This window comes from Ferruginivarius sediminum (assembly GCF_003344765.1).
GTDB classification, from domain to species: Bacteria; Pseudomonadota; Alphaproteobacteria; order Kiloniellales; family Rhodovibrionaceae; genus Ferruginivarius; species Ferruginivarius sediminum.
Genome location: NZ_QPMH01000002.1, coordinates 102124 through 125447, shown reverse-complemented (window position 1 = coordinate 125447; position 23324 = coordinate 102124). Strand labels below are relative to the sequence as shown.

Annotated in this window: 23 protein-coding genes; 18 read left to right on the top strand and 5 right to left on the bottom strand. The window is 66.4% G+C overall.

Annotation, left to right across the window (positions count from 1 at the left end; translation table 11 throughout):
- Positions 1–8: 8 nt before the first annotated feature.
- From DRB17_RS02530 to DRB17_RS02475, 12 genes are all read left to right on the top strand, one after another.
- Positions 9–473 carry a helix-turn-helix domain-containing protein gene (locus DRB17_RS02530; RefSeq protein ID WP_114580596.1) on the top strand — a complete coding sequence of 155 codons (465 nt, stop codon included), beginning with the start codon at positions 9–11 and terminating at the stop codon, positions 471–473.
- 157 nt (positions 474–630) lie between these two features.
- Positions 631–1806: a methionine adenosyltransferase gene (metK, locus tag DRB17_RS02525; protein ID WP_114580595.1), complete on the top strand. Its 1176-nt coding sequence runs from the start codon at positions 631–633 to the stop codon at positions 1804–1806.
- Positions 1807–1823: 17 nt separating this feature from the next.
- Positions 1824–2546: a tRNA (guanosine(46)-N7)-methyltransferase TrmB gene (trmB, locus tag DRB17_RS02520; RefSeq protein WP_114580594.1), complete on the top strand. Its 723-nt coding sequence runs from the start codon at positions 1824–1826 to the stop codon at positions 2544–2546.
- A 180-nt stretch (positions 2547–2726) separates the two neighbouring features.
- Entirely contained in the window at positions 2727–3278 is a 552-nt protein-coding gene (gene rimP, locus DRB17_RS02515; RefSeq protein WP_277738558.1) for a ribosome maturation factor RimP, read from the top strand.
- Positions 3279–3331: 53 nt separating this feature from the next.
- The gene (gene nusA, locus DRB17_RS02510) at positions 3332–4891 is read left to right on the top strand and encodes a transcription termination factor NusA (protein ID WP_114580593.1); all 1560 of its coding nucleotides are present in this window, start codon (positions 3332–3334) and stop codon (positions 4889–4891) included.
- Between the two features lie 22 nt (positions 4892–4913).
- Positions 4914–5576, top strand: coding sequence for an RNA-binding protein (locus DRB17_RS02505; protein WP_114580592.1), 663 nt, complete (start codon positions 4914–4916; stop codon positions 5574–5576).
- Complete coding sequence (infB, locus tag DRB17_RS02500; RefSeq protein WP_114580591.1) at positions 5560–8253, top strand: translation initiation factor IF-2; 2694 nt, start codon at positions 5560–5562, stop codon at positions 8251–8253. Before DRB17_RS02505 ends, infB begins: the two co-directional genes overlap by 17 nt.
- Before the next feature lie 53 nt (positions 8254–8306).
- A complete protein-coding gene (gene rbfA, locus DRB17_RS02495) occupies positions 8307–8741 on the top strand; it encodes a 30S ribosome-binding factor RbfA (RefSeq protein ID WP_114580590.1) in 435 nt (144 codons plus the stop codon).
- Positions 8731–9657 carry a tRNA pseudouridine(55) synthase TruB gene (truB, locus tag DRB17_RS02490; protein WP_114580589.1) on the top strand — a complete coding sequence of 309 codons (927 nt, stop codon included), beginning with the start codon at positions 8731–8733 and terminating at the stop codon, positions 9655–9657. The genes rbfA and truB overlap by 11 nt, the downstream gene beginning before the upstream one ends.
- An 18-nt stretch (positions 9658–9675) precedes the next feature.
- Complete coding sequence (rpsO, locus tag DRB17_RS02485; protein WP_114580588.1) at positions 9676–9945, top strand: 30S ribosomal protein S15; 270 nt, start codon at positions 9676–9678, stop codon at positions 9943–9945.
- A 251-nt stretch (positions 9946–10196) separates the two neighbouring features.
- Complete coding sequence (gene pnp, locus DRB17_RS02480) at positions 10197–12308, top strand: polyribonucleotide nucleotidyltransferase (protein ID WP_114580587.1); 2112 nt, start codon at positions 10197–10199, stop codon at positions 12306–12308.
- A 122-nt stretch (positions 12309–12430) separates the two neighbouring features.
- On the top strand, positions 12431–13216 hold the full coding sequence (locus DRB17_RS02475; protein WP_114580586.1) for a glycerophosphodiester phosphodiesterase family protein: 786 nt from the start codon (positions 12431–12433) through the stop codon (positions 13214–13216).
- On the opposite strand, the gene DRB17_RS02470 is transcribed toward DRB17_RS02475, so the two are convergent.
- The 3 genes from DRB17_RS02470 to fabA all read right to left on the bottom strand — a co-directional run bounded on the left by DRB17_RS02470 (position 13209) and on the right by fabA (position 15919).
- Positions 13209–14045, bottom strand: coding sequence for an enoyl-ACP reductase FabI (locus DRB17_RS02470; protein ID WP_114580585.1), 837 nt, complete (start codon positions 14043–14045; stop codon positions 13209–13211). The genes DRB17_RS02475 and DRB17_RS02470 overlap by 8 nt on opposite strands.
- Positions 14046–14142: 97 nt before the next feature.
- On the bottom strand, positions 14143–15363 hold the full coding sequence (gene fabB / locus DRB17_RS02465) for a beta-ketoacyl-ACP synthase I (protein WP_114580584.1): 1221 nt from the start codon (positions 15361–15363) through the stop codon (positions 14143–14145).
- A 25-nt stretch (positions 15364–15388) separates the two neighbouring features.
- A complete protein-coding gene (gene fabA, locus DRB17_RS02460) occupies positions 15389–15919 on the bottom strand; it encodes a 3-hydroxyacyl-[acyl-carrier-protein] dehydratase FabA (RefSeq protein ID WP_114580583.1) in 531 nt (176 codons plus the stop codon).
- 339 nt (positions 15920–16258) lie between these two features.
- Here fabA and irrA point away from each other — a divergent pair, with 339 nt between their 5' ends.
- The 3 genes from irrA to DRB17_RS20110 all read left to right on the top strand — a co-directional run bounded on the left by irrA (position 16259) and on the right by DRB17_RS20110 (position 18252).
- A complete protein-coding gene (irrA, locus tag DRB17_RS02455; RefSeq protein ID WP_114580839.1) occupies positions 16259–16678 on the top strand; it encodes an iron response transcriptional regulator IrrA in 420 nt (139 codons plus the stop codon).
- 168 nt (positions 16679–16846) lie between these two features.
- Complete coding sequence (locus DRB17_RS02450) at positions 16847–17968, top strand: polyamine ABC transporter substrate-binding protein (RefSeq protein ID WP_206607760.1); 1122 nt, start codon at positions 16847–16849, stop codon at positions 17966–17968.
- Positions 17969–18114: 146 nt separating this feature from the next.
- Entirely contained in the window at positions 18115–18252 is a 138-nt protein-coding gene (locus tag DRB17_RS20110) for a hypothetical protein (protein WP_153242351.1), read from the top strand.
- 14 nt (positions 18253–18266) lie between these two features.
- On the opposite strand, the gene DRB17_RS02445 is transcribed toward DRB17_RS20110, so the two are convergent.
- The gene (locus DRB17_RS02445; RefSeq protein WP_241503719.1) at positions 18267–18809 is read right to left on the bottom strand and encodes an SH3 domain-containing protein; all 543 of its coding nucleotides are present in this window, start codon (positions 18807–18809) and stop codon (positions 18267–18269) included.
- 237 nt (positions 18810–19046) lie between these two features.
- Between DRB17_RS02445 and DRB17_RS02440 the strand changes: the two genes are divergently transcribed.
- The 3 genes from DRB17_RS02440 (at position 19047) to DRB17_RS02425 (ending at position 22476) form a co-directional block, all read left to right on the top strand.
- Complete coding sequence (locus tag DRB17_RS02440) at positions 19047–20036, top strand: 2-hydroxyacid dehydrogenase (RefSeq protein ID WP_114580582.1); 990 nt, start codon at positions 19047–19049, stop codon at positions 20034–20036.
- A gap of 359 nt (positions 20037–20395) precedes the next feature.
- Positions 20396–21172, top strand: coding sequence for a glycine zipper 2TM domain-containing protein (locus DRB17_RS20505; protein ID WP_206607759.1), 777 nt, complete (start codon positions 20396–20398; stop codon positions 21170–21172).
- Between the two features lie 113 nt (positions 21173–21285).
- Complete coding sequence (locus DRB17_RS02425; protein ID WP_114580835.1) at positions 21286–22476, top strand: YbfB/YjiJ family MFS transporter; 1191 nt, start codon at positions 21286–21288, stop codon at positions 22474–22476.
- Here DRB17_RS02425 and dapB read toward each other — a convergent pair.
- On the bottom strand, positions 22473–23270 hold the full coding sequence (gene dapB, locus DRB17_RS02420) for a 4-hydroxy-tetrahydrodipicolinate reductase (protein WP_114580834.1): 798 nt from the start codon (positions 23268–23270) through the stop codon (positions 22473–22475). The two genes, DRB17_RS02425 and dapB, sit on opposite strands and share 4 nt — an antisense overlap.
- Positions 23271–23324: the final 54 nt, after the last annotated feature.

The following is a 23324-nucleotide window of genomic DNA, read 5'->3' as shown; positions in this document are numbered from 1 at the left end:
ATTCGGCAATGAACGGCGAAGACCAGCCCACCTACGGACGCGGCTCCGGCCGCCCAAATCCCATTGACGTTCACGTGGGAAGCCGGGTGCGTCTGCGCCGGACGCTTCTCGGCCTCAGTCAGGAAAAGCTTGGCGAGGCGATCGGGCTGACCTTCCAGCAGGTGCAGAAGTACGAGCGCGGTGCCAACCGAATCGGCGCCAGCCGGCTGTACGATCTGGCCCGTGTGCTGGATGTGCCCGTTTCCTTCTTCTTCGAGGAGATGGCGCCGGAGACGAAGCAAAGCTCGCCCGCCCAGGTCCGCGGCCTTCGCGAAGAGCCCGACCCCTACGAGCCGGACCCCATGGCCAAGCGTGAAACGCTTGAGCTTGTGCGTGCCTACTACCGGATTACCGAGCCGCAGGTTCGCAAGCGCCTGTTCGAGTTGACGAAGGCGTTGGGCGCCGCGTCCGTCGAGGAGGACGAAGCCGCCTGAGGCTTGCGGCGCACTTCCCGCTTCGCGCCGGGAGCAGAGGCTTGACGCGGTGCGTGCCGCCGCGCAGAGTGCCGGCCGTTCGCCAACGGTCGGCACTTTTCATGCGCCTTCCGGCCGCGCGAAGGTTCGTCGTTCTATCCACACAGCGGAGGCAGGCGTGCGCCGCGGAAGCTATCTGTTCACGAGCGAGTCCGTTTCAGAAGGGCACCCGGACAAGGTCTGCGACCGGATTTCGGATGCCGTCGTCGATACCTTCCTTTCGCACGGACCCGATTCGCGCGTGGCGGTCGAGACGTTGTGCACCACCAACCGCATCGTCCTGGCGGGCGAGACGCGCGGGCCGGCCAAAGTGACGGCGGAACTGCTGGAGGATGTGGCGCGCCACTGCGTGCGCGACATCGGGTACGAGCAGAACGGCTTCCACTGGCGCGACGCGTTGGTGGAGAACTATATCCACGAGCAGTCGGCCGACATTGCCAAGGGCGTGGATCCGGCGGGCAACAAGGACGAAGGCGCGGGCGACCAGGGCATCATGTTCGGCTTCGCCTGCGACGAAACGCCGGAGTACATGCCGGCGCCGCTCTACTACGCGCACAACATTCTGAAGTCGCTGGCCGAAGCGCGGCATTCCGGCGCCGAGCCGGAGCTGATGCCGGATGCGAAAAGCCAGGTCACGCTCGAGTACGTCGAGGGCAAGCCGGTGCGCACGACGTCGATCGTCGTCTCCACCCAGCACACGGAAAAGGTGGACACGGACACCATCCGCGAGCTGGTGCGCCCGCACGTCGTCAACGTGCTGCCCGAGGGCTGGATGTGCCCGGAGGACGAGTTCTTCGTGAACCCGACCGGCCGCTTCGTGATCGGCGGGCCCGACGGCGACTGCGGGCTGACCGGGCGCAAGATCATCGTCGATACATATGGCGGTGCCGCCCCGCACGGCGGCGGTGCGTTCTCGGGCAAGGATCCAACCAAGGTCGACCGCTCCGCCGCCTACGCGGCGCGCTATCTGGCGAAGAACGTCGTGGCCGCCGGCCTCGCCGCCAAGTGCACGATCCAGCTTTCCTACGCCATCGGTATCTCACGGCCGCTTTCCGTCTATGTCGATACCCACGGCACCGGCCAAGTGGACGAGGACAAGCTGGGCCTGACGCTGCGGGAGCTGATGGACCTCTCCCCGCGCGGCATCCGCGAACACCTGCACTTGAGCCGGCCGATCTACGCCCGCACGGCGGCGTACGGTCACTTCGGCCGGACGCCGGACCCCGACGGCGGCTTCTCGTGGGAGCGGCTGGACCTGGTGGACGACCTGAAGCGCGCCTTCGGCGCCGCCTGATCCGGGACCTCTCCGCCATGCCCCGCGAAAGCAGGGACCGCAGCCATACGGACCGCGGCCACCGCCGGCTTCACGGCCGGCGCAAGGGGCACAAGCTGCGCCCCGCCCAGCAGCGCGCCGTCACGGAACTGCTTCCCCAGCTTCGGGTGACGCTGCCGGCGGAGGGCGAAACGCTGGACCCGCCCGGTCTGTTCGAGACGCCGCCGCGCGCCATCTGGCTGGAAATCGGCTTCGGCGGCGGCGAGCATCTGGCCTGGCAGGCTGCGCACAACCCCGATGTCGGCTTCATCGGCGTCGAGGTCTTCCAGGACGGCATCGCGAAGCTGCTGCGGCGGGTGGAGGACGACGGCCTGCGGAACGTGCGCATCTTCCATGGCGACGGCCGCGACTTTATCGAGGCCCTGCCAGAAGCCTCGGTGGACCGTGCGTTCATCCTGTTTCCGGACCCCTGGCCGAAGGCGCGCCATCACAAGCGCCGCTTCATCCAGCAAGACCAACTCGACGCCCTGGCGCGGGTGTTGGTCGATGGGGGCGAACTGCGCCTCGCGACCGACGACCCCGGCTACCAGCGCTGGATGACCATCGAATTGACCCGCCATCCCGCTTTCGAATGGACGGCGCGTCGCGCGGCGGATTGGCGCGAGCGGGGCGCGGACTGGCCCGCCACCCGGTACGAGATGAAGGCGCTGGGCCAGGCGCGCAGTCCGATTTACCTGAAATACCGCCGCCGCCCCCGCTGAGAAAATCATTGCGGAAGCCGGGGGTTGGCACTTGCGAGCGTGCCAACGGGTCGCTACATTACTGAGCGTCTATAGTTCGGTGCGGTTGGCCGGGTTAAGGCCGCACCGGGCCACCGGAAAGGTGGGCCAAACGGCCCACTTTTTTGTTATGGGCCGCCGTTACGCCAGAGGGAGCGCGATTTGCCGAGCCGTCCGCAAGCGGACACGCTGAACCGAGGCAAGACCAGCACGGGCAAGGCCGCCGAGATCGAGGCCATGCTCGCGCCCACGCTGGAAGCGATGGGCTATCGGGTCGTGCGCGTCCTGCTATCCGGCGGACGGCAGGATCAGCGCCTGCAGATCATGGCGGAACCCAGTGACGGCTCGGCCATGGACGTCGACGGCTGCGCCGAGGTGAGCCGCGCGTCGGAAGCGATCCTCGATGTGGAGGACCCGATTCCGGGCCAGTACACGCTGGAGGTATCCTCGCCCGGCATCGACCGGCCGCTGACCCGGCTGGAGGACTTCGAGCGCTGGGCCGGGTTCGAGGCGAAGGTGGAGCTGACGGCGCCCCACGACGGCCGCCGACGCTTCAAGGGCCGCCTGCTGGGCATCGAGGGCGATGAGATTCGCCTCGAGGTCGACGGCCAGGAACTGGGCATTCCCTTTGCCGAAGTGGACAAGGCAAAGCTGATGCTGACCGACGAGCTGATCGCGGCCGTTCAGGCAGTGGACGACGGCCCGCAAGGCTGAGGCGGAACGACGTATCGGAACAAACGAGACCGAACAGAGCGGAAACAACGACGATGGATACGGCAACGGCGTTCAAGACCGAGCTGGTGCAGGTGGCCGACGCGGTCGCCCGTGAGAAGGGCATCGAGCGCGAGGAAGTCCTGCACGCGATGGAATCGGCCATCAGCAAGGCCGGTCGCGCCAAGTACGGCCACGAACACGACATTCGCGCGGAGATCGACCGGCGCACCGGCGAGATCAGGCTGCGTCGCTATCGCGAGGTGGTCGAGGAGATCGAGGACGAGCACACGCAGATCCTGTTGAAGGATGCGCAGGTGCAGGACCCCGACATCGAGGTCGGCCAGTTCGTCGTGGAGGAACTGCCGCCGATCGACCTTGGGCGGATTGCCGCGCAGACGGCCAAGCAGGTGATCGTCCAGCAGGTTCGCGATGCCGAACGGGCCCGGCAGTACGAGGAATACAAGGACCGCGTCGGCGAGGTGGTCAACGGCATCGTCAAGCGCAACGAGTTCGGCAACATCCATATCGATCTGGGCCGGGCCGAGGCGGTGATGCGTCGCGACGAATCGCTGCCGCGCGAGACATACCGTGTCGGCGACCGCATCCGCGCCTATATATATGACGTGCGCCAGGAACAGCGCGGGCCGCAGATCTTCCTGTCGCGCAGTCATCCGCAGTTCATGGCGCAGCTCTTCAAGCAGGAAGTGCCGGAGATCTACGACGGCATCATCGAGATCAAGTCGGTGGCGCGCGATCCCGGCAGCCGCGCGAAGATCGCCGTGATCTCCCACGACAGCTCGATCGATCCGGTCGGGGCCTGCGTGGGCATGCGCGGAAGCCGCGTCCAGGCGGTCGTCGGCGAATTGCAGGGCGAGAAGATCGACATCATCCCCTGGTCGCCGGACCCGGCCACCTTCGTCGTGAACGCCCTGGCCCCGGCCGAGGTGAGCAAGGTGGTTCTGGACGAAGAGCAGGGCCGCATCGAGGTCGTGGTGCCGGACGATCAGTTGTCCCTGGCCATCGGCCGCCGCGGCCAGAACGTCCGCCTGGCCTCGCAGCTTACGGGCTGGGACATCGACATCCTGACGGAGGATGAGGAGTCGCGCCGGCGCAGCGAGGAGTTCCGCCAGCGCTCGCAGATGTTCATCGACGCGCTGGACGTCGACGACGTGATCGCGCACCTCTTGGTGGCCGAGGGCTTCACCGCCGTCGACCAGGTTGCCTACGTCCCGGTCGAGGACCTCACCGAGATCGAGGGCTTCGACGAGGAAGTGGCCGAGGAGCTACGCGAGCGTGCCCGCGCCTACCTGGAAGAGCAGGACCAGGAACTGACGGAGAAGCGCCGCGACCTGGGCGTCAGCGACGAACTCGCCGGTATAGAGGGCATGACCACGGCGATGCTGGTGAAGCTGGGCGAAAAGGGAATCAAAACCCTGGACGACCTGGGCGACCTGGCGAGCGACGAGTTGATCGAGATGCTGGGCGAAGACGCGCCCGGACAGGCCGAGGCGGACCAGATCATCATGGCCGCCCGCGCCCACTGGTTCGGCGACGAGGACGCCGCGGAATCCGGGCAGGCAAGCGGTGGCGGCGCCACGTCCGGGGAGGGCTGAGACAACGGCGGCGGAGGCTTTCATGGCCGAAGCGGCGGGTGCCGAAGCGACCAACGGTCCGCGGCGCCGCTGCATCGCCAGCGGTGAGGTGCACGACAAGACCCGATTGCTGCGCTTTGTCGTTGGGCCGGACGGCGTGATCGTGCCGGACCCTGGCGGCGATTTGCCCGGTCGCGGAATATGGTGCCTGCCGCGCCGCGATATGATAGAAAAGGCGCGCCGGCGCGGGTCGTTCGCACGCGCGGCGCGCTCCAAGGTTGAGGTTCCCAAGGATCTCGCCGATCAAGTGGAGCGCCTGCTGCACCAGCGCTGCCTGAACCGTATCGGCTTGGCGCGGCGTGCCGGAGAGGCCACCGGCGGATTCGCGAAGGTGCGCGGCCTGTTGGAGAAAGGGGTGGCGGGCGTGCTGCTGCAAGCGCACGATGCCGCGCCCGACGGCCGCGACAAGCTGCGGCGGCTGGGTCGGGCCGTTCGACCGGACCTGCCGATCGTCGCAGCGTTCAGCGCCGACGATCTGGGACGGATGCTGGGGCGTGGGCCAACCGTCCATGCCGCGGTCCGCGACGGCCGCCATAGCGAGGGCCTGCTGCGCGAATGGACGCGCCTGGCGGGCCTGATCGGCGACGACGAAACAACCACTGAGCGCAAGAACCGAGCGCTGGAGCGAGATGACGACGAGCAATAATGACGGCGATGGCAAGAAGCTGAAGCTGAAGCGGCCCGGCAAGCTCGAACTGAGCAAGACGGTCGAGCAGGGCCAGGTCCGCCAGAGTTTCAGCCACGGGCGCACCAAGCAGGTTGCGGTCGAGGTCAAGCGCAAGCGTACCTATCAGCGCAACGAAGGCGGCCGCATGACCGAGGTCAAGGGCGGCGCGGCCGAGGCTGAGCCGGCGCAGGGCGAGGAGCAGCAGACGCAGAGCTTCGCGCAGCAGCCCGAGACCGAGACGCAGACGCTGGAGCGCGGAACCACGCGCAGCGGCCGGCAGCTCACCGAAGGCGAGCGCCAGGCGCGCTTGCGCGCGCTGGAGACCGCGCGCCGCGACGAGGAAGAGCGCAAGCGCCGCCAGGCCGAGGAGGAAGAGCGTCGGCGGGTCGAGGCCGAGGAAGAGGCCAAACGCAAGGCCGAGGAAGAAGCTCGCCGCAAGGCCGAGGAAGAAGCCCAGCGTCAGCTTGAGGCCGAGGAAGAGGCACGCCGCAAGGAGAAGGAAGCCAAGGAGGCCGAGAAGCAGGGCGAGGTTGGAAAGGCCAAGGAGGCGGAATCTCCGGCCGAGCAGCCTGCTGAGACGCCACCCGCGGCGGAGAAGGCGGCTCCCGCGGCCGAAACCACGGAGGCCAAGAAGACACCTGGCAAGGGGCGCGGCGTCGACCAGGAGGTCGAGGAAGAGCTAGGCGGCCGGGTCAAGCGTAGCAAGCCGGGCGGAGTCAAGGCGCCGACGCCGGCCAAGCGCACGCCGACCGCCGGCGAGCGCCGCCGCGGCAAGCTGACGATCAGCCAGGCGCTGGAAGGCGAGGAGGGCGACCGCGCCCGCTCCCTGGCGGCCGTCCGCCGCCAGCGCGAGCGCGAGAAGCAGCGCCGCAAGGGCCAGCAGACACCGCAGAAGGTGGTGCGCGAGGTGGTCATTCCCGACGCCATCACGGTCGGGGAGCTGGCTCAGCGCATGGCTGTACGCGGTGCCGAGGTGGTCAAGTCGCTGATGAAGATCGGCACGATGGCCACCATTAATCAGACCATCGACGCCGAGACCGCCGAACTGATCGTCGAGGAGTTCGGGCACAAGGCCAAGCGCGTGTCGGAAAGCGATGTCGAGGAGGGCCTTAAAGGCGGCCCGGACCGGGAGGAAGAACTGCAGCCACGCGCACCCGTCGTCACCGTCATGGGCCACGTCGACCACGGCAAAACCTCACTGCTGGACGCGCTGCGGAAAACGGACGTCGTCGGCGGCGAGGCCGGCGGCATCACGCAGCACATCGGCGCCTATCAGGTGAAGCTGCCCAGCGACAACCGCATCACCTTCATCGACACGCCGGGTCACGCGGCCTTTACGGAAATGCGTTCGCGCGGGGCCACGGTAACGGACATCGTGATCCTGGTGGTCGCGGCCGACGACAGCGTGATGAACCAGACGGTGGAGGCGATCAATCACGCCAAGGCCGCCGGGGTTCCGATCATCGTGGCCATCAACAAGTGCGACAAGCCGGATGCCAATCCCGACCGCGTACGCCAGGAGCTGCTGAACTACGGCGTGATCGTCGAGGAGATGGGCGGCGAGGACCTGGCCGTCGAGGTTTCGGCGATCAACCGCGAGGGGCTCGACAAGCTGGAAGAGGCCATCCTGCTCCAGGCCGAGATTCTGGAACTCAAGGCCAACCCGGACCGTCCGGGCGAGGGCTCGGTCATCGAGGCCAAGCTGGAGAAGGGCCGCGGCCCTGTCGCCACCGTGCTGGTTCAGCGCGGCACGCTGCGCCAGGGCGACATCTTCGTCGCCGGCAGCGAGTGGGGCCGCGTACGCGCCTTGATCAACGACCGCGGCGAGCAGGTGAAGGAAGCCGGCCCGTCCGAACCCGTCGAGGTGCTGGGCCTGCAGGGCACGCCGAAGGCAGGCGACGAGTTCGTCGTCGTCGAGAACGAGCAGCGCGCCCGCGAGATCAGCGAGTTCCGCCAGGAACAGCGGCGCCAGAAGGAGATTGCCGCCTCCGGCCGCGGATCCCTCGAACAGATGCTCTCCCGGATCAAGGAGGGCGAGGTCAAGGAGATGCCCCTCGTCGTCAAGGCCGACGTACAGGGCTCGCTGGAGGCGATCATCGGTGCCCTAGAGAAGATGGGCAACGAGGAAGTGCGCGCCCGCGTGCTGCACGCCGGCGTCGGAGGGATCAGCGAATCGGACGTGACGCTGGCCGGTGCGTCGGATGCGATCATCGTCGCCTTCAACGTGCGCGCCAACGCCAAGGCCCGCGAGGTCGCCAAGCGCGACGGCGTCGACATCCGGTACTATTCGGTGATCTACAACGTCGTCGACGACGTGAAGGCAGCGCTCGAGGGCATGCTCTCGCCAGTGGCGCAGGAGAACTTCATCGGCTACGCCGAGATCCGGCAGGTGTTCAGCATCTCCAAGGTCGGCAAGGTGGCCGGCTGCCGCGTCACCGAAGGCGTGGTCAAGCGGGGCGCCGGCGTGCGCTTGCTGCGCGACAACGTCGTGGTCTACGAGGGCCACCTGAAGACGCTGAAGCGCTTCAAGGACGAGGTGAAGGAAGTCAAGGAAGGCTACGAGTGCGGCATCGCCCTGGAAAACTTCAACGACATCCGTGAGGGCGACGTTCTCGAGTGTTACGAGACGCAGGAGGTCAGCCGGGTGCTCTCATAGGCACCCGGCGGCGCCCCGTGCCCGCCAAAGCCCTGGGATAAAGTCGGACAACGATGACGCGACGCCGGGCGAAAGCCCCCAGCCAGCGTCAGCTCCGCGTGGGCGAGGAACTGCGCCACGCACTATCGCGCATTCTGGCCCGTGGCGGCCTCCGCGATCCGGAGCTGACGGAGGCGAACATCACCGTGACCGAGGTCCGGATGAGCCCGGATCTGAAGAACGCAACGGCGTTCGTCGTCCCCTTCGGCGGGGGCGACCCGAAAGCCATGGTGGCGGCCCTGCGCCGCGCCGCGCCATTTTTCCGCGCACAGTTGGGCCGCGAGGTGGAGCTGCGCTACACGCCGCAGGTCCGCTTCGAGGCCGACACCTCCTTCGACGAGGCGGAGCGGATCGAGGCGCTCTTGAGCACGCCCCGCGTGCGCCACGACCTGGAAAACGCGCCCAGCGACGAGAATCCGGACGCAGACGCAAACGACGATGAGCAATAAGCGTAAGAAGAACCGTATCAACGGCTGGATCGCACTCGACAAGCCGCTGGGAATTACTTCGACCCAGGCGGTGAACCGGGTCAAGGCGGTACTCAACCCGCAGAAAATCGGCCACGGCGGCACACTCGACCCGCTGGCCAGCGGCGTTCTGCCGATAGCATTGGGCGAGGCGACGAAGACCGTGGCCTACATGATGGAGGCGACGAAGACCTATCGCTTCACGCTGCGCTGGGGTCAGGCGACCGAAACGGACGACGCCGAGGGGGCCGTCACCGAAACCAGCGACCGACGGCCCACGCAGGGCGAGATCGAGGCCGCGCTACCCGGATTCCTGGGTGTGATCGAGCAGATGCCGCCAGCGTATTCGGCCATCAAGGTCAACGGCCAGCGTGCCTATGATATCGCCCGCGGCGGCGGCACGCCGGAGCTGCAGGCGCGGCCGGTGCGTATCGACACGCTGGAATTGCTTTCGATCGACGACGACGACCACGCTTCTTTCACCTGCACCTGCGGCAAGGGTTTTTACATCCGCGCCCTGGCCCGCGACCTGGGCGCGGCGCTGGGCGTGCCCGCGCACCTCGCGGCACTGCGGCGCACGCGGGTCGGCGGGTTCGGTGAAGACGACATGATTTCCCTGGAAACGCTAGAGTCTCTGGGGCATAGTGCCGGCGCGTCAGAGTACGTGCTTCCGGTCGAGACCGCGCTGGACGACATCCCGGCGCTGGCCTTGACCGACACCGAGGCGAACCGTTTGCGCAGCGGTCAAAGCGTATCGCTGCTCAAGCGCTCGAATCTCGAGCGACTGCGTGACCTGGAAAACGGCGACGTGGTCTGCGCCATGACCGGCGGCCGCGCCGTCGCGCTTGCGCGTTTCGAGAGCGGGGACATTCGCCCGGTGCGGGTATTGAACCTCTAAAGCGAAAAGGACCGCACGATGTCGATTACAACCGATCGCAAGCACGAGCTTGTGAAGGAATATGGGGCGAGCGAGACCGACACCGGCTCGCCGGTCGTTCAGGTCGCGATTCTCACCGAGCGGATCAAGAACCTGACCGAACACCTGCAGCAGCACAAGAAGGATTTCCATTCCCGCCGCGGCCTTCTGGTCATGGTGGGTCAGCGCCGGCGGCTGCTTGACTACATCAAGCGTAACGACCGCCAACGCTACGACGACACGATCAAGAGCCTGGGCCTGCGTCGCTAAAGGCGGGCTGGACCGGCCATTTTGACGATGACGGATCGGCACTGCTTCGCGGCGCCCTTCAGGGAAGGGGCCGCGAGGCGGTGCAATTGCCGATTCGACGATATGTATGACGGGTACGTGCGGCAACGGCCGGCGCACGTACCTGAGGCGGGGGCCGGGCCGACGCAAGGAGCGCGGAAGCGCGCAGGCGCTCCTTACGCGGGTCCGGCCAGCCAACCGGCCAAGGAAAGCTGGAAAAGGACTGAAGACTGATGTTTGACATCCATCGCAAGGAAATCGACTGGGGCGGACGCCCCCTGATCCTGGAGACCGGGCACATCGCCCGTCAGGCCGACGGCGCCGTCATGGCGCGTTACGGCGACACGGTGGTGCTTTGCACGGCCGTGGGCGACAAGCGGCCGAAGCCGGGACTCGATTTCTTCCCCCTTACGGTGAACTACCAGGAAAAGACGGCCGCCGCGGGTAAGATTCCGGGCGGCTTTTTCAAGCGCGAAGGGCGTCCCACCGAGAAGGAGACGCTGACCTCGCGCCTGATCGACCGGCCGATCCGCCCGCTGTTCGCCAAGAACTACAAGAACGAAACCCAGGTCATCTGCACCGTTCTCAGCCATGACCTGGAGAACGACCCGGACGTGGTCGCGATGATCGGCGCATCCGCTGCGCTCACGATCTCGGGCATGCCGTTCATGGGCCCGATCGGCGCCTGCCGCGTCGGCTACAAGGACGGCGAGTACATCCTGAACCCGCGCCAGCCGGACCTGCCGGAGGGCGACCTCGACCTTGTGGTCGCCGGCACCCACGAAGGCGTGATGATGGTCGAGTCGGAGGCCAGCGAGCTTAGCGAGGAAACGATGCTGGGCGCCGTCAACTTCGGCCACCAGCAGTACCAGAAGGTGATCGAGGCGATCATCGCCCTGGCCGAGGAATGCGCCAAGGAACCCTGGGACGTCGCCGGGGATCCCGAGGAGAAGGCCACCGTCTACGACAAGCTCTCCAAGGCCTACAGCGAGCGCCTGCGCGAGGCTTACACCATCGTCGACAAGAAGCAGCGCCAGGAGCAGCTTTCGCTGATCCGTCAGGAAGCGCTGGATTCGCTGGCCGAGGACGAGCAGGAACTCGCGGTCGCGCCGGGCGTCATCAAGGGTCTCGAACGCGAGATCGTGCGTGGCAACATCCTGAAGACCGGCGGCCGCATCGACGGCCGCGCCACCGCCGATATCCGCCAGATCCAGGCGGAGGTCGGCGTGCTGCCCCGCACGCACGGCTCGGCGGTGTTCACCCGTGGCGAGACGCAGGCCCTGGTCACCACCACGCTGGGCACCGGCCAGGACGAGCAGATCGTTGACGCGCTGGAGGGCGAGTACCGGCAGCACTTCATGCTGCACTACAACTTCCCCCCCTACTCCGTCGGCGAAACCGGCCGCATGCTGTCTCCGGGCCGGCGCGAGATCGGCCACGGCAAGCTGGCCTGGCGGGCGCTCAATCCGCTGCTGCCGGCAAAGGAAGACTTCCCTTACACGATCCGCGTCCTTTCAGAGGTCACGGAGTCGAACGGCTCCTCGTCGATGGCGACGGTTTGCGGTTCGTCCCTTGCCATGATGGATGCGGGCGTTCCCCTGCCCCGGCCCGTCGCGGGCATCGCCATGGGCCTCATCAAGGAGGGCGAGGCGTACTCGGTCCTCTCCGACATCATGGGCGACGAGGACCATCTCGGCGACATGGATTTCAAGGTGGCAGGCACCGACAAGGGCGTCACCTCGCTGCAGATGGATATCAAGATCACCTCGGTGACCGCGGAAATCATGCAGATCGCCCTGGATCAGGCCCGCGACGGCCGCCTGCACATCCTTGAGGAGATGAACCGGGCGATCACCCAGGCCCGCGAGGGTGTCTCGGAGCGTGCCCCGCAGATCACCGTGATGAACGTCCCGAAGGACAAGATCCGCGACATCATCGGCACCGGCGGCAAGGTAATCCGCGAGATCTGCGAGGAAACCGGCGCCAAGATCGATATCGAGGACGACGGCACGGTGAAGGTAGCGGCCGTCGACCAGAAGGCGGCGAACGCCGCGATCGAGTGGATCCGCGGTATCGTCGCCGAGCCGGAGGTCGGTGCGATCTACACTGGCAAGGTCGTCAAGATCGTGGACTTCGGCGCGTTCGTGAACTTCATGGGCAACCGGGACGGCCTCGTGCACATCTCCGAGTTGGCGCCCGAGCGCGTGAAAAGCGTCAATGACGTCGTCAGCGAGGGCGATATCGTCAAGGTGAAGTGCATCGGCCTCGACGACCGCGGCAAGGTCAAGCTGTCGATGAAGGCCGTCGATCAGGAAACCGGCGAGGAAATCCAGAAGGCCGGCTGATCCGGTCCAATACGACCTGGAATGCGGCAAGGGCGACCCGTGCGGTCGCCCTTTTCGTTATTGAGGAAGAGGATGGTCGTCCGCCACAGTAATCGACCGACACGGCAAGGAAAGACCGGGAAATGATGATCCGCCGCTTCGAACTTCCGAGTTTCATGGGTCATCGCGGCGCCGCCGCGCTGGCGCCGGAAAACACCCTGCCCGGGCTCGATGCCGCAGCCAATGCCGGCTGCGGCTGGGTCGAGGTGGACGTTATGCTAAGCAAGGACGGTGTGCCGGTGCTGCACCACGACCATTCCCTGCGCCGGACAGCGGGTGACGACCGGCAGCTCAGCAAACTGACAGCCGAAGAGTTGGGACGACTCGATGTCGGTGCGCATTTTGGGTCGGCCTTCGCCGGCACGCCGATACCGACACTGGCGGAAGCCTTGGCCCGGATGGCGGAACTGGGACTGACGCCCAATCTGGAACTCAAGCCGGCGTCCGGCACGGAGAAAAAGACGACCGAAGCGGCGATCGAGGTTCTTCGCGCGTCCTGGCCGGACAATCTTCCGACGCCGATGCTATCGTCCTTTCGCCGGGAGTGCCTTGAAACCGCGTTACGGCGCCAGCCCGATTACCTGCGCGCGCTGATCGCCGAGCACGTACCGGACGACTGGCACCGCCTACTGGATACCCTGGATTGCGTCGCATTGAACGTCAGCAAGAACCACCTGACCGTGCATCGCGCCGAGGCGATTCGCGGTGCCGGGTACGGCCTGGGGATCTATACCGTGAATGACCCCGTCGACGCGCAGAAGTTCCGCCGCTGGGGCGCCGATTGCATCATCACCGACGCGCCTGACAGGATCGCCGAGGCGCTGTCGCGGCCGTTGCCGCCGCTGGGCTCCGATCGCAGCGTCACTTAGCGCCGTTGCCGTTCCCGTTGTCCCGCTTGCTGTTCACCCGCGAGGGGTGGGGCAGACCGATGGAATGGTAGCCGGCATCCACGTGATGCACCTCGCCGGTGACACCCGCCGACAGGTCGCTGAGGAAGTAAAGGCCCGCGGATCCCACCTCGTCCAGTTCGACGTTACGGTGCAGCGGTGCCTGCTCCGCGCTCCATCGGAAGACGAACCGCGCATCGGCAATCGCGGATCCGGCCAGCGTGCGCATCGGCCCGGCCGATAGCGCGTTGACGCGGATGCCTTCGGGGCCGAGGTCGGCGGCCAGGTAACGTACCGACGCCTCCAGCGCCGCCTTGGCCACGCCCATGACGTTGTAGTTCGGCGTCACCCGCTCCGCCCCAAGGTAGGTCAACGTCAACAGCGAGCCGCCGTCCGTCATCAGCTTCATCGCGCGCTGTGCGACCGCGGTAAAGGAGTACGTCGAGATCGACATCGTGTGGCGGAAGTTGTCACGAGTCGCATCGACGTAGCGGCCCTTGAGCTGGCTCTTGTCGGAATAGGCAAGGGCATGCAGCACGAAGTCCAGCTTGCCCCACTTCTCGCCGATTTCCCCGAAAACGCGATCCAGGTCCGAATCGTTGGCAACATCGCAGTCCAGCACGATCTCGCTGCCGAGCGATTCGGCAAGCGGCTGGACCCGCCGCCCGAACGACTCACCCTGATACGTAAACGCCAATTCCGCGCCATGCTGGGCGGCCGCCCTGGCGATGCCCCAGGCGATCGATTTGTCGTTGGCGACACCCATGATCAGGCCGCGGCGGCCCGCAAGCAATCCTCGCGTCGAGGTCATCCTCGGCTATGTCCTTCCCGTGGTCCCAGGCTCCACACCCTGCCCCACCAGAGCCCCCGCAAGCGGCGTTCCCTTGCCGGCCAGCCCGGCTGAGGGTTCAATCCTCGAACTGCCGGAACGCCAACGAGCAGTTCGTCCCGCCGAAACCGAAGCTGTTCGATAGAACGCAGGTCAGCCCGGCGTTATCTCGCCGCTCGGTCAGAATCGGCATACCCTCCGCCTCGGGGTCGAGTTCATCGATGTTGGCCGAAGCGGCAAGGAAATCGTTCTCCAGCATCAGCAGCGAATAGATCGCTTCCTGTACGCCCGCCGCGCCCTGGGCGTGCCCGGTCAGCGACTTCGTCGAGGAGATGTAGGGCACATCATCGCCGAACACCTCTTTCACCGCCCGTAGCTCGATCATGTCGCCCACCGGGGTCGAAGTGCCGTGGGCGTTGATATAGTCCACCCGCGTGTTGCCGAGACCGTGCAGCGCCAGCTTCATGCAGCGCACCGCGCCCTCGCCGGACGGCGCTACCATGTCGTCGCCGTCGGAGGTGGCGCCATACCCGATGATCTCGCCGTAGATCTTGGCGCCGCGTGCCTTCGCGTGCTGCAGTTCCTCCAGTACCACGACGCCGCCGCCGCCGGAAATGACGAAGCCGTCGCGGTCCTTGTCGTAGGCCCGCGAAGCCTTCTCCGGCTGGTCGTTATAGTGGCTGGAAAGCGCGCCCATCGCGTCGAACAGCATCGACAGCGTCCAGTGCAATTCCTCCCCGCCGCCGGCAAACATCACGTCCTGCTTGCCAAGCTGGATCGCCTCGGCGGCGTTGCCGATGCAATGCGCGCTGGTCGAGCAGGCAGAGGAGATCGAGTAGCTCATCCCCTTGATGTGGAACGCCGTCGAGAGGTTGGCCGAGTTCGTCGAGGACATGCAGCGCGGCACCATGTAGGGGCCGATGCGCTTCACCCCCTTCTCCCGCGCGATGTCGGCGGCCTGCACCTGGTTCGACGTGGACGGCCCGCCCGAACCCATGATGAGGCCCGTGCGCTCGTTGGAGATGTCGCCCGGCTCCAGGCCGGCGTCGGCGATGGCCTCGGTCATCGCGACATAGTTGAAGCCGGCGCCGTCGCCCATGAAGCGACGCAGCTTGCGGTCGATGTGGGCGTCCAGGTCGAGATTGATCGAGCCGTGAACGTGGCTGCGGAAGCCACGCTCGGCATAATCGCCGCAGTGCTCGACGCCGGAGCGCCCCGCCTTGAGGGACTCGACGACTTCCTGCTTGTTGTTACCGATACTGGAAACGACACCCAGGCCGGTTACCACGACGCGTCGCATATCTGGCCTCGTTCTCTAACTTGCGTCAGGCGCCCTGCACCTGCGCTTCGGGCGCCGTGAACAGGCCGACGCGCAGGTCCTTGGCCTCGTAGGCGGTGGTCCCGTCGACCTCCATCGTCCCATCTGCGATGCCCAGCACCAACTTACGCATGATGACGCGCCGGAGGTTGAGACGGTAGACGACGTTCTTCGCGGTGGGGAGGACCTGATCCTTCATCTTGACCTCGCCCACGCCGAGCGCCCGACCGCGCCCGGGTGCACCCATCCAGCCCAGGAAAAACCCCAGCAACTGCCACATCGCATCCAGGCCCAGGGCACCTGGCATCACCGGATCGCTCTCGAAATGGCAGTCGAAGAACCAGAGGTCCGGCTTGATGTCGAGCGTGGCGACGACCTCGCCCTTGCCGTTCGCACCGCCTTCCTCCGCGATGTGATCTATTCGATCGAACATCAGCATCGGCGGCAGCGGCAGGCGCGCGTTGCCGGGCCCGAACAGCTCGCCGTGCGCGCATCGAAGCAGATCGTCGTAACCGTAGCTGGTCTTGCGTTCGGACACCTATGCCCTCATCACCGACGTCATATAGTAAAGAATCCCACCAGTCAGGGCGCGCTCGCCCACCGGACAAGCCGCAAAGCGCGCCCGGGCGCGGGACTATAACACAGCCGCCGCGCAGCGAAACTACCGCCTACACCATCGTCCGGCTCTCGGCAAGCGGCAGAGCGGTTCCGGGGACCGGCGAATGGGGCCGCGCCTGACCCTGCGCGTTTTTGAAGCAGTTCCAAAGAGGGCGGCACGACCCTGTTAACCCTTTATTTCACCCTCCCGTACGTTATATACAGGGTCGAGTTGTTGTAATGGCCGGACGGCTGGATGGGAAAGGATCCGACTCCGCAGATGACGCAATCGCGCCCCTTCAGCGAGGTGATAGAACGTGTGCGCCGCGCGGGACTCCGCCCGACGCGCCAGCGCCTTGCGCTCGCGCGCCTGCTTTTCCAGGGCGGCGACCGCCACGTCACAGCCGAGCAGTTGCACGGCGAGGCGAAGTCGGCCGACATCCCGGTTTCGCTGGCAACGGTCTACAACACCCTGCACCAGTTCACCGGCGCCGGCCTGCTGCGCGAGGTGGTGGTGGAACCCGGTCGCTCCTATTTCGACACCAACATCGACGACCACCATCACTTTTACTACGAGGACAGCGGCCAGTTGCAGGACATCCCCGGTGAGGAGATCCGTCTGGCCGAGCTCCCCAACGCGCCCGAGGGCACGCACGTCGACCGGGTGGACGTCATCATCCGCGTCCGCGACGACGGGTGACGCAGTCGTTTCCCCGAGACTTCCCTGACAATTGATGGCGCAAGGCCATCGTGGCTTGGCGCGATGCCAGTCTTTTGCGCTCTGGTTGCCGAACTCCCTGCCACAAGGCATCATTCGTGGCAGGGGTGATCCAGGGGGCGTAAGCGCATCAGCAGTGGGAGGTCTTTCATGATTGGACCGATGCGGCATCGCCTTGCCGTGGCAGCCGTCGCGGCGTTTACCGCGGTCGGCCTTCGCCCGGACGCCGCCGAGGCGCAGCAGGCGCCGCTGACAATCGTAAGCTGGGGTGGCAGCTACACCGCCAGCCAGATGATCGCATACGTGAATCCTTACCGCGAACGCACGGACCGCTGGGTGCGCGTCGTCGACTACAACGGCGGGCTGAGCGAGATCGAAGCACAGGTTACCGCCCTGAACGTCACCTGGGACGTCGTCGATCTTGGCCTGTCGGATGCAGTCCGCGGCTGCGAGCAGGGGCTTCTCGAAGAGATCGATCCGGCCATCCTGGAGCCGGCGCCGGACGGCACGCCCGCGACCGAGGATTTCCTGGAAGAGGGGCTGCGCACCTGCGCCATCGGCCAGAACGTCTTCTCGACCGTCGTCGGCTACGATAAGGGTCGCTACGCGAGCCCGCCCCAATCCATCGCCGGTTTCTTCAACCTTGAGCGCTATCCGGGTAAGCGGGGCCTGCGCAAGAACCCGCGGGTCATCCTGGAATGGGCGCTAATGGCCGACGGCGTCGCGCCGGCCGAGGTTTATGACGTACTGTCCACCGGGGAAGGGGTCAACCGCGCCTTCGCCAAGCTGGACACGATCAAGCGCCAGATCGTCTGGTGGGACAACGCCGCAACGCCGCCGAAGCTGCTGGCCGAGGGCGCGGTGGCCATGACCCAGACCTACAACGGCCGCATCCAGGATGCCATCGACGGCGGTGCCGATCAGGCCATCCTCTGGGACGGCCAGGTGCGCGATATCGAGCTTTGGGGCATCCCCAAGGGCACGCGAAACAAGGCGGCGGCGCTCGACTTCATATCCTTTGCCACCCAGAGCGAGCGGATGGCCGAGCAGTCGCGCCATATAGCCTATGGCCCGGCACGGAAGTCAGCGCTGGCGATGCTGTCGGACGAGGTAACGGCCAAGCTACCGACGGCCGAGGCGAATTCGCAAAACGCGATCTGGAGCAACCATGGCTGGTGGGCGGAAAACCAGGAGCGGCTGAATGCCCGCTTCACGGCGTGGCGGACGTCGGAGGCCGGGCAGAAAGCCCCGACCGAGGGCACGGCCCGCTGACCCTGGCGTTTCCCGGCGTGCGGCGGGCCGTCGCCGCGCGCCGGATCCGCCACGGACCGCTCACAGCCATTACGATTGCGAAACGGCTGGGGCGACCGTATCTGGCCAGTCGGTTTGGGATTGAATGCAATCGAGGGTGTTTCGTCGTGAAGAGAGTGATCGCCGCCCTGCTCGCCGCTGCCCTGCTTGGCACAAGCGGCTGTGCCGTCGTTGTCGGCGCGGCGGCGGGCGGCGCCGTGGGCTATACCGCCGCCGCTTCCAGCAAGGACAATAACGAGGACTGAGGTTCCGGCCGCGTCTAATCCAGCGTCTCGCCCGGCAGCACGCCATAGAAAGCCTTGCGCTGCAGCCAGCCGATCAGGCCGGCGAACTCGATCCGGCACCAATCGCGCTTGCAGCGGTCGAGCTTCCCGATCGCGCCGGGCTCAAGCATCGCCACGGGATCGCCGTCCGGGTTGGCGCGGGCCCGCAAGAGGCGGATATCCGAGCCCGTCACGCGCGCCGTGCGCTTGCTTTGCAGCATCACGCCGTGCACCCAGCCGACCGTGCCGTCCCAACCGCGGATGCGCCGCCAGGCCTCGAATTCCTCGATCACCTCGACGGGCAGGTCCTGGCGCCTGTAGACCCATTCAATGGGATAGCGCAGGCCGGGTCCGGTGCGCAGGTTCACTTCGTCCGCGCGCAGCGATACGAAGCGGGGAATCGGCAGTCCGGTGCTTCGCCCCGTCTGCTGCGCCAGGGCAGCGCCCGACATCGAGAGCAGCAGGCAAGCCACCGCCAGCACGAGCGCTGGCCGAAAGACGGCGAGTCTCCCACTTTCCTTCGCCTGAAACGTCATCATCGCCGGCTTTGCCCCGCCCCCATGCACCGCATCGCCGCGTTCGCGACTCCGATACGATTTGTTGCGTCCCGGTACTAGCTAAGCCGTGCGATGACAGGCGGTCAAGGCGCCGCGAAGAAGCGCGTCACACGGGGGCCGGCGGCTCTGGACAACCAATCACCGGGCTGGTATGGCAACCCGCGCAGCGCGCTCCGGAGGGCGCCATGATTCACCCGCCCATCCGATAAGGAGTCGTGGATGGCGCAGAAGAAAAAGCCCGTCGTCGTCGTAACCCGCCGGCTCCCCGACGTCATCGAGACGCGGATGATGGAGCTGTTCGATACCCGCCTCAACGTGGACGACCGCCCGATGTCGCAGCAGGAGCTGATCGAGGCGGCAAAAACGGCGGACGTTCTGGTGCCCACGGTCGTCGACCGCATCGATTCCGGCGTGCTGTCGCAGGCCGGCCCGAACCTGCGCCTGATCGCGTCGTTCGGGACGGGTGTCGACCACATCGACATCAAGACGGCGCGACAGCGCGGCATCACCGTCACCAACACCCCCGGCGTCCTCACCGAGGACACGGCGGACATGACGGTTGCGCTGATCCTCGCGGTCGCCCGCCGCCTTGTCGAAGGCGAGCGCATGGTCCGCGCCGGCGAGTGGGGCGGGTGGAGCCCGACCCACATGCTGGGCCACAGGCTGTGGGGCAAGCGTCTCGGCATCATCGGCATGGGCCGTATCGGCCAGGCGGTGGCGCGTCGGGCCCGTGGATTCGGCCTGTCGGTGCACTATCACAACCGTCGCCGCGTCCACGAGGACATCGAAACCGAGCTGGAGGCCACCTACTGGGACAGCCTGGACCAGATGCTCGCGCGCATGGACATCATCTCGGTCAACTGTCCGCACACGCCGGCGACCTTCCACCTGCTGAACGCCCGCCGCCTGAAGCTGCTGCAGCCCCACTGCATGATCGTCAACACCTCCCGCGGGGAGGTTATCGACGAGAACGCGATGGCCCGCATGATCGAAAAGGGCGAGCTGGCGGGCGCCGGTCTCGACGTCTTCGAGCACGAGCCCGCCGTCAACCCGAAGCTGTTGAAGCTGAACAACGTCGTCCTGATTCCGCACATGGGCTCGGCGACGATCGAGGGCCGCATCGCGATGGGCGAGAAGGTCATTATCAACGTAAAGACCTTCGTCGACGGCCACACGCCGCCCGACCGCGTGCTGGAAACGATGTTCTAAAGCATCTTCAGACGAAGTGGAGACCGGTTCGTCCTCCGAAAGAACTTTAACGGCCAAGCCTATCCACGGATGAGATAGGCGCCCGGCGGCACCTGATATTCCAGGTAATGGCAGGGGCCGGGCGGAGGCTGCTGTCCCGGCGGACGGTCGGGGAACCAGATCCTGCATTCGCCCGGCGGCGGCATATGGCCGGGCGGAACCTTAGGGGCGTGCGGCCGATAAGGTGCGCCGTAAACCGCGCAGCCGGCAAGGCCACATGCCGCACCCAGTGTGACAAGTGTGTGCAGTGTTTGCCGAATCTTCAAACCTGGCCTCCAGTCTGCGATGTCATGGTCTTCGGTCAGGACAGGAGCAGCCCGATGTTCGATGCGAGACACATCCTAGCATGCCTTGCCATGGCGACGATGTTCGTCTCGCCAGCGACCGGGTTAGCCGATCCCTGGAAGGACGAGTCCGGTCATGGCCGCGGCCACGGCAAAAAGGGCGGCTATGAATACGAGGAGAATTACGAACACGGGGGCCGGGTCAAACGCGAGTGGAAATCCGGCGACTGTAAGTACGAATACAAGGCTGGTCCGGACGGTGTGAAAGAGGAGTACAAGTGCGGCGGCCCGGGCCATCGCGCGGGCCCGCCTGCCCATGCCGGTCCGCCCCCCTGGGCGCCGCCCGGCCGCGGGGGTCATACCTACGCGACAAGCCTTCCCCAGGCTCCCCTCGATCTGGATGTCGGCCGCTGCAATCGCGAGCTGATCGGCCAGGTGCTTGGCGGGGCGGCCGGGGCTGCCGCGGGTTCGCAGATCGGTGACGGGCGCGGACGGATCGCCGCGATCATCGGCGGTGCCGTCGCGGGCGTGTTCCTGGGTGGCGAAGTCGGACGCACGATGGACCAGGCCGATCACCTCTGCCTCGATCAGGCGCTGGAGCACGCCCCGGATGGACGAACCATCGAATGGCGGAATCCCGATAACGTCGGCGGCCATCAGGTGACGCCACGGGACACTTACCGCACGGGCGACGGAAGCTATTGCCGGGAGTACACGGCCACGTCCACGGTCCGCGGGGACAAGGTGCAGACGTACGGCACCGCCTGCCGGCAGCCCGACGGTTCCTGGAAGATCGTCAGCCAGGACTCATGACTGGTCTGCGTTAAACCGGCACGACAAAAGGCTCCATCTGGGCTATTCCGAGGAGAAACCGGGGCGCGTTGCGTAACCGGTCAATGGGGGATATCCGGGTCGGGGAGCCCTGCATGGACGCGTCGGATCGCGTTTCCGCGTACAGAATTTTCGCCGGCACGGCCAGCGTCCTGATCGGAATCGGCCTTGCCCGCTTCGCGTACACGCCGCTAATCCCTGGCCTGGTCGAGAATGGCTGGTTCACCGGGACGCAGGCAGCCTATCTGGGTGCCGCGAACCTGTTCGGCTATCTACTTGGCGCCTTCGCGGCCCATCGCCTTTCCGTCATGGCCGGAGCGGGCCGCGTCGTACGGGCCGGTCTGTTCGTTGCCATCCTGAGCTTCGTGGCCTGTGCCTGGCCGCTTCCCTTCGTCTGGTTCTTCTTCTGGCGCTTGCTGGCCGGTATCGCGGGCGCCGCGCTGATGGTCGTCGGGCCGTCGACGATCCTGAGCCAAGCCCCGCCGAGACAGCGGGCGGCGGCAGGGGCCTATGTTTTCACGGGCGTCGGCCTGGGTATCCTTCTCTCGGCTACCATCGTCCCGGCGCTGGCGGCCACCGGGCTGACAGCAACCTGGCTTTCGCTGGCCGGGACCAGCCTGCTCCTGACAGCGGCCACATGGCGAGCATGGCGGCCGACAGCGGGTGGAAGCGACAACGATCAAGGCAGCCGCGCGCCGCGCGCGCACGTGCAGGTTCCACTTGCCGCGATTCCCGTCATCCTGGCTTACGGCTTCGATGCCATCGGCTTCGTGCCGCACACTGTCTTTTGGGTCGATTTCCTCGCGCGCGAGCGGGAACTCGGAATCGAAGCGGCGAGCATACAATGGGCCGTTTTCGGTACGGGCGCGGCGCTGGGACCGTTCCTGGCCGGCAGGGTGGTGGCGCGCCTGGGCTGGCACGTCAGCCTGAGCCTTGCCTACCTGCTGAAGGCCATGGCGGTCGGGCTGCCGCTGGTCGCGGTCTCGATGACGGCGACGACGATTTCATCCTTTGTCGTTGGCGCGCTGGTGCCCGCGCTTGTGGTGCTCACCTCGGGACGGCTCGTCGAGTTGGTCGGCCCGCACCTGCAGACCCGGATATGGGGCTGGGCGACCGGCGTCTTCGCCGCGGCGCAGGCGGCTGCCGGTTATGGCCTTGCGGGGCTGTTCGGCCTTTGGGGCAGCTACCGGCCGCTTTACGAGATCGCCACGGTCGCGCTGGCCGTCGCACTGGCGCTTGCACTGGTCTCGCCCCGCCTCGCCGGCCAGCGGACCTTCTCTGGCTAAAGTCCCAGTACGTCCTTCATCGAATAGAGACCCGGATCCTGCCTGTTCGCCCACACGGCCGCCTTGACCGCGCCCTGGGCAAAGATGGCGCGGCTGCCAGCCTTGTGCGTCAACTCGATCCGCTCGCCGGCACCCGCGAAGACGACCGTGTGCTCGCCCGCGACATCGCCGCCACGCAGGACGGCGAAGCCGATATCGCCTTCCCGGCGTGCGCCGGTGTGGCCGTCGCGACCCCGGTCCGCGACCTCGTCCAGGTCGACGCCACGGCCCGCCGCCGCTGCCTTGCCAAGCGCCAGCGCGGTCCCGGAGGGCGCGTCCACCTTGTGGCGGTGGTGCATTTCCGCGATCTCGATGTCGAAGCCGGGGTCCAGGGCCCGCGCAACCTGCTCCACGAGGTCGAGAAGCAGGTTCACGCCCAGGCTCATGTTCGGGGCCTGCACGACCTGCGTATGCCGCGCGGCGCGGTTCAGCGCCTCCTGCTCCGCCTCGCCGAGGCCCGTGGTCCCCATAATCAGCGCGACCTTCGACTGTGCCGCAAGATCGGCATGGCGGGCGGCAAGTTCCGGCTTCGTGAAGTCGATCACGGCATCCGACGCTGCGAACAACTCCACCGGGTCCGTCAACACCTTCGCGCCCGTCTCCCCCAGGGCGAACAGCGTTCCGATGTCTTCTCCCGCCGCCGGGTCGCCTTCGCGCACGGTTCCACCAGCCAATTCACAGTCGGGATTCTCCACGACCGCCTGCACCAGCATCTTGCCCATCCGGCCCTTGCAGCCGGCAATCCCGATCCGCAGCGCGCTCATGACTGTCCTCCCCAGGCTTGCAACCGCTGCCGTTTACCACGCCGT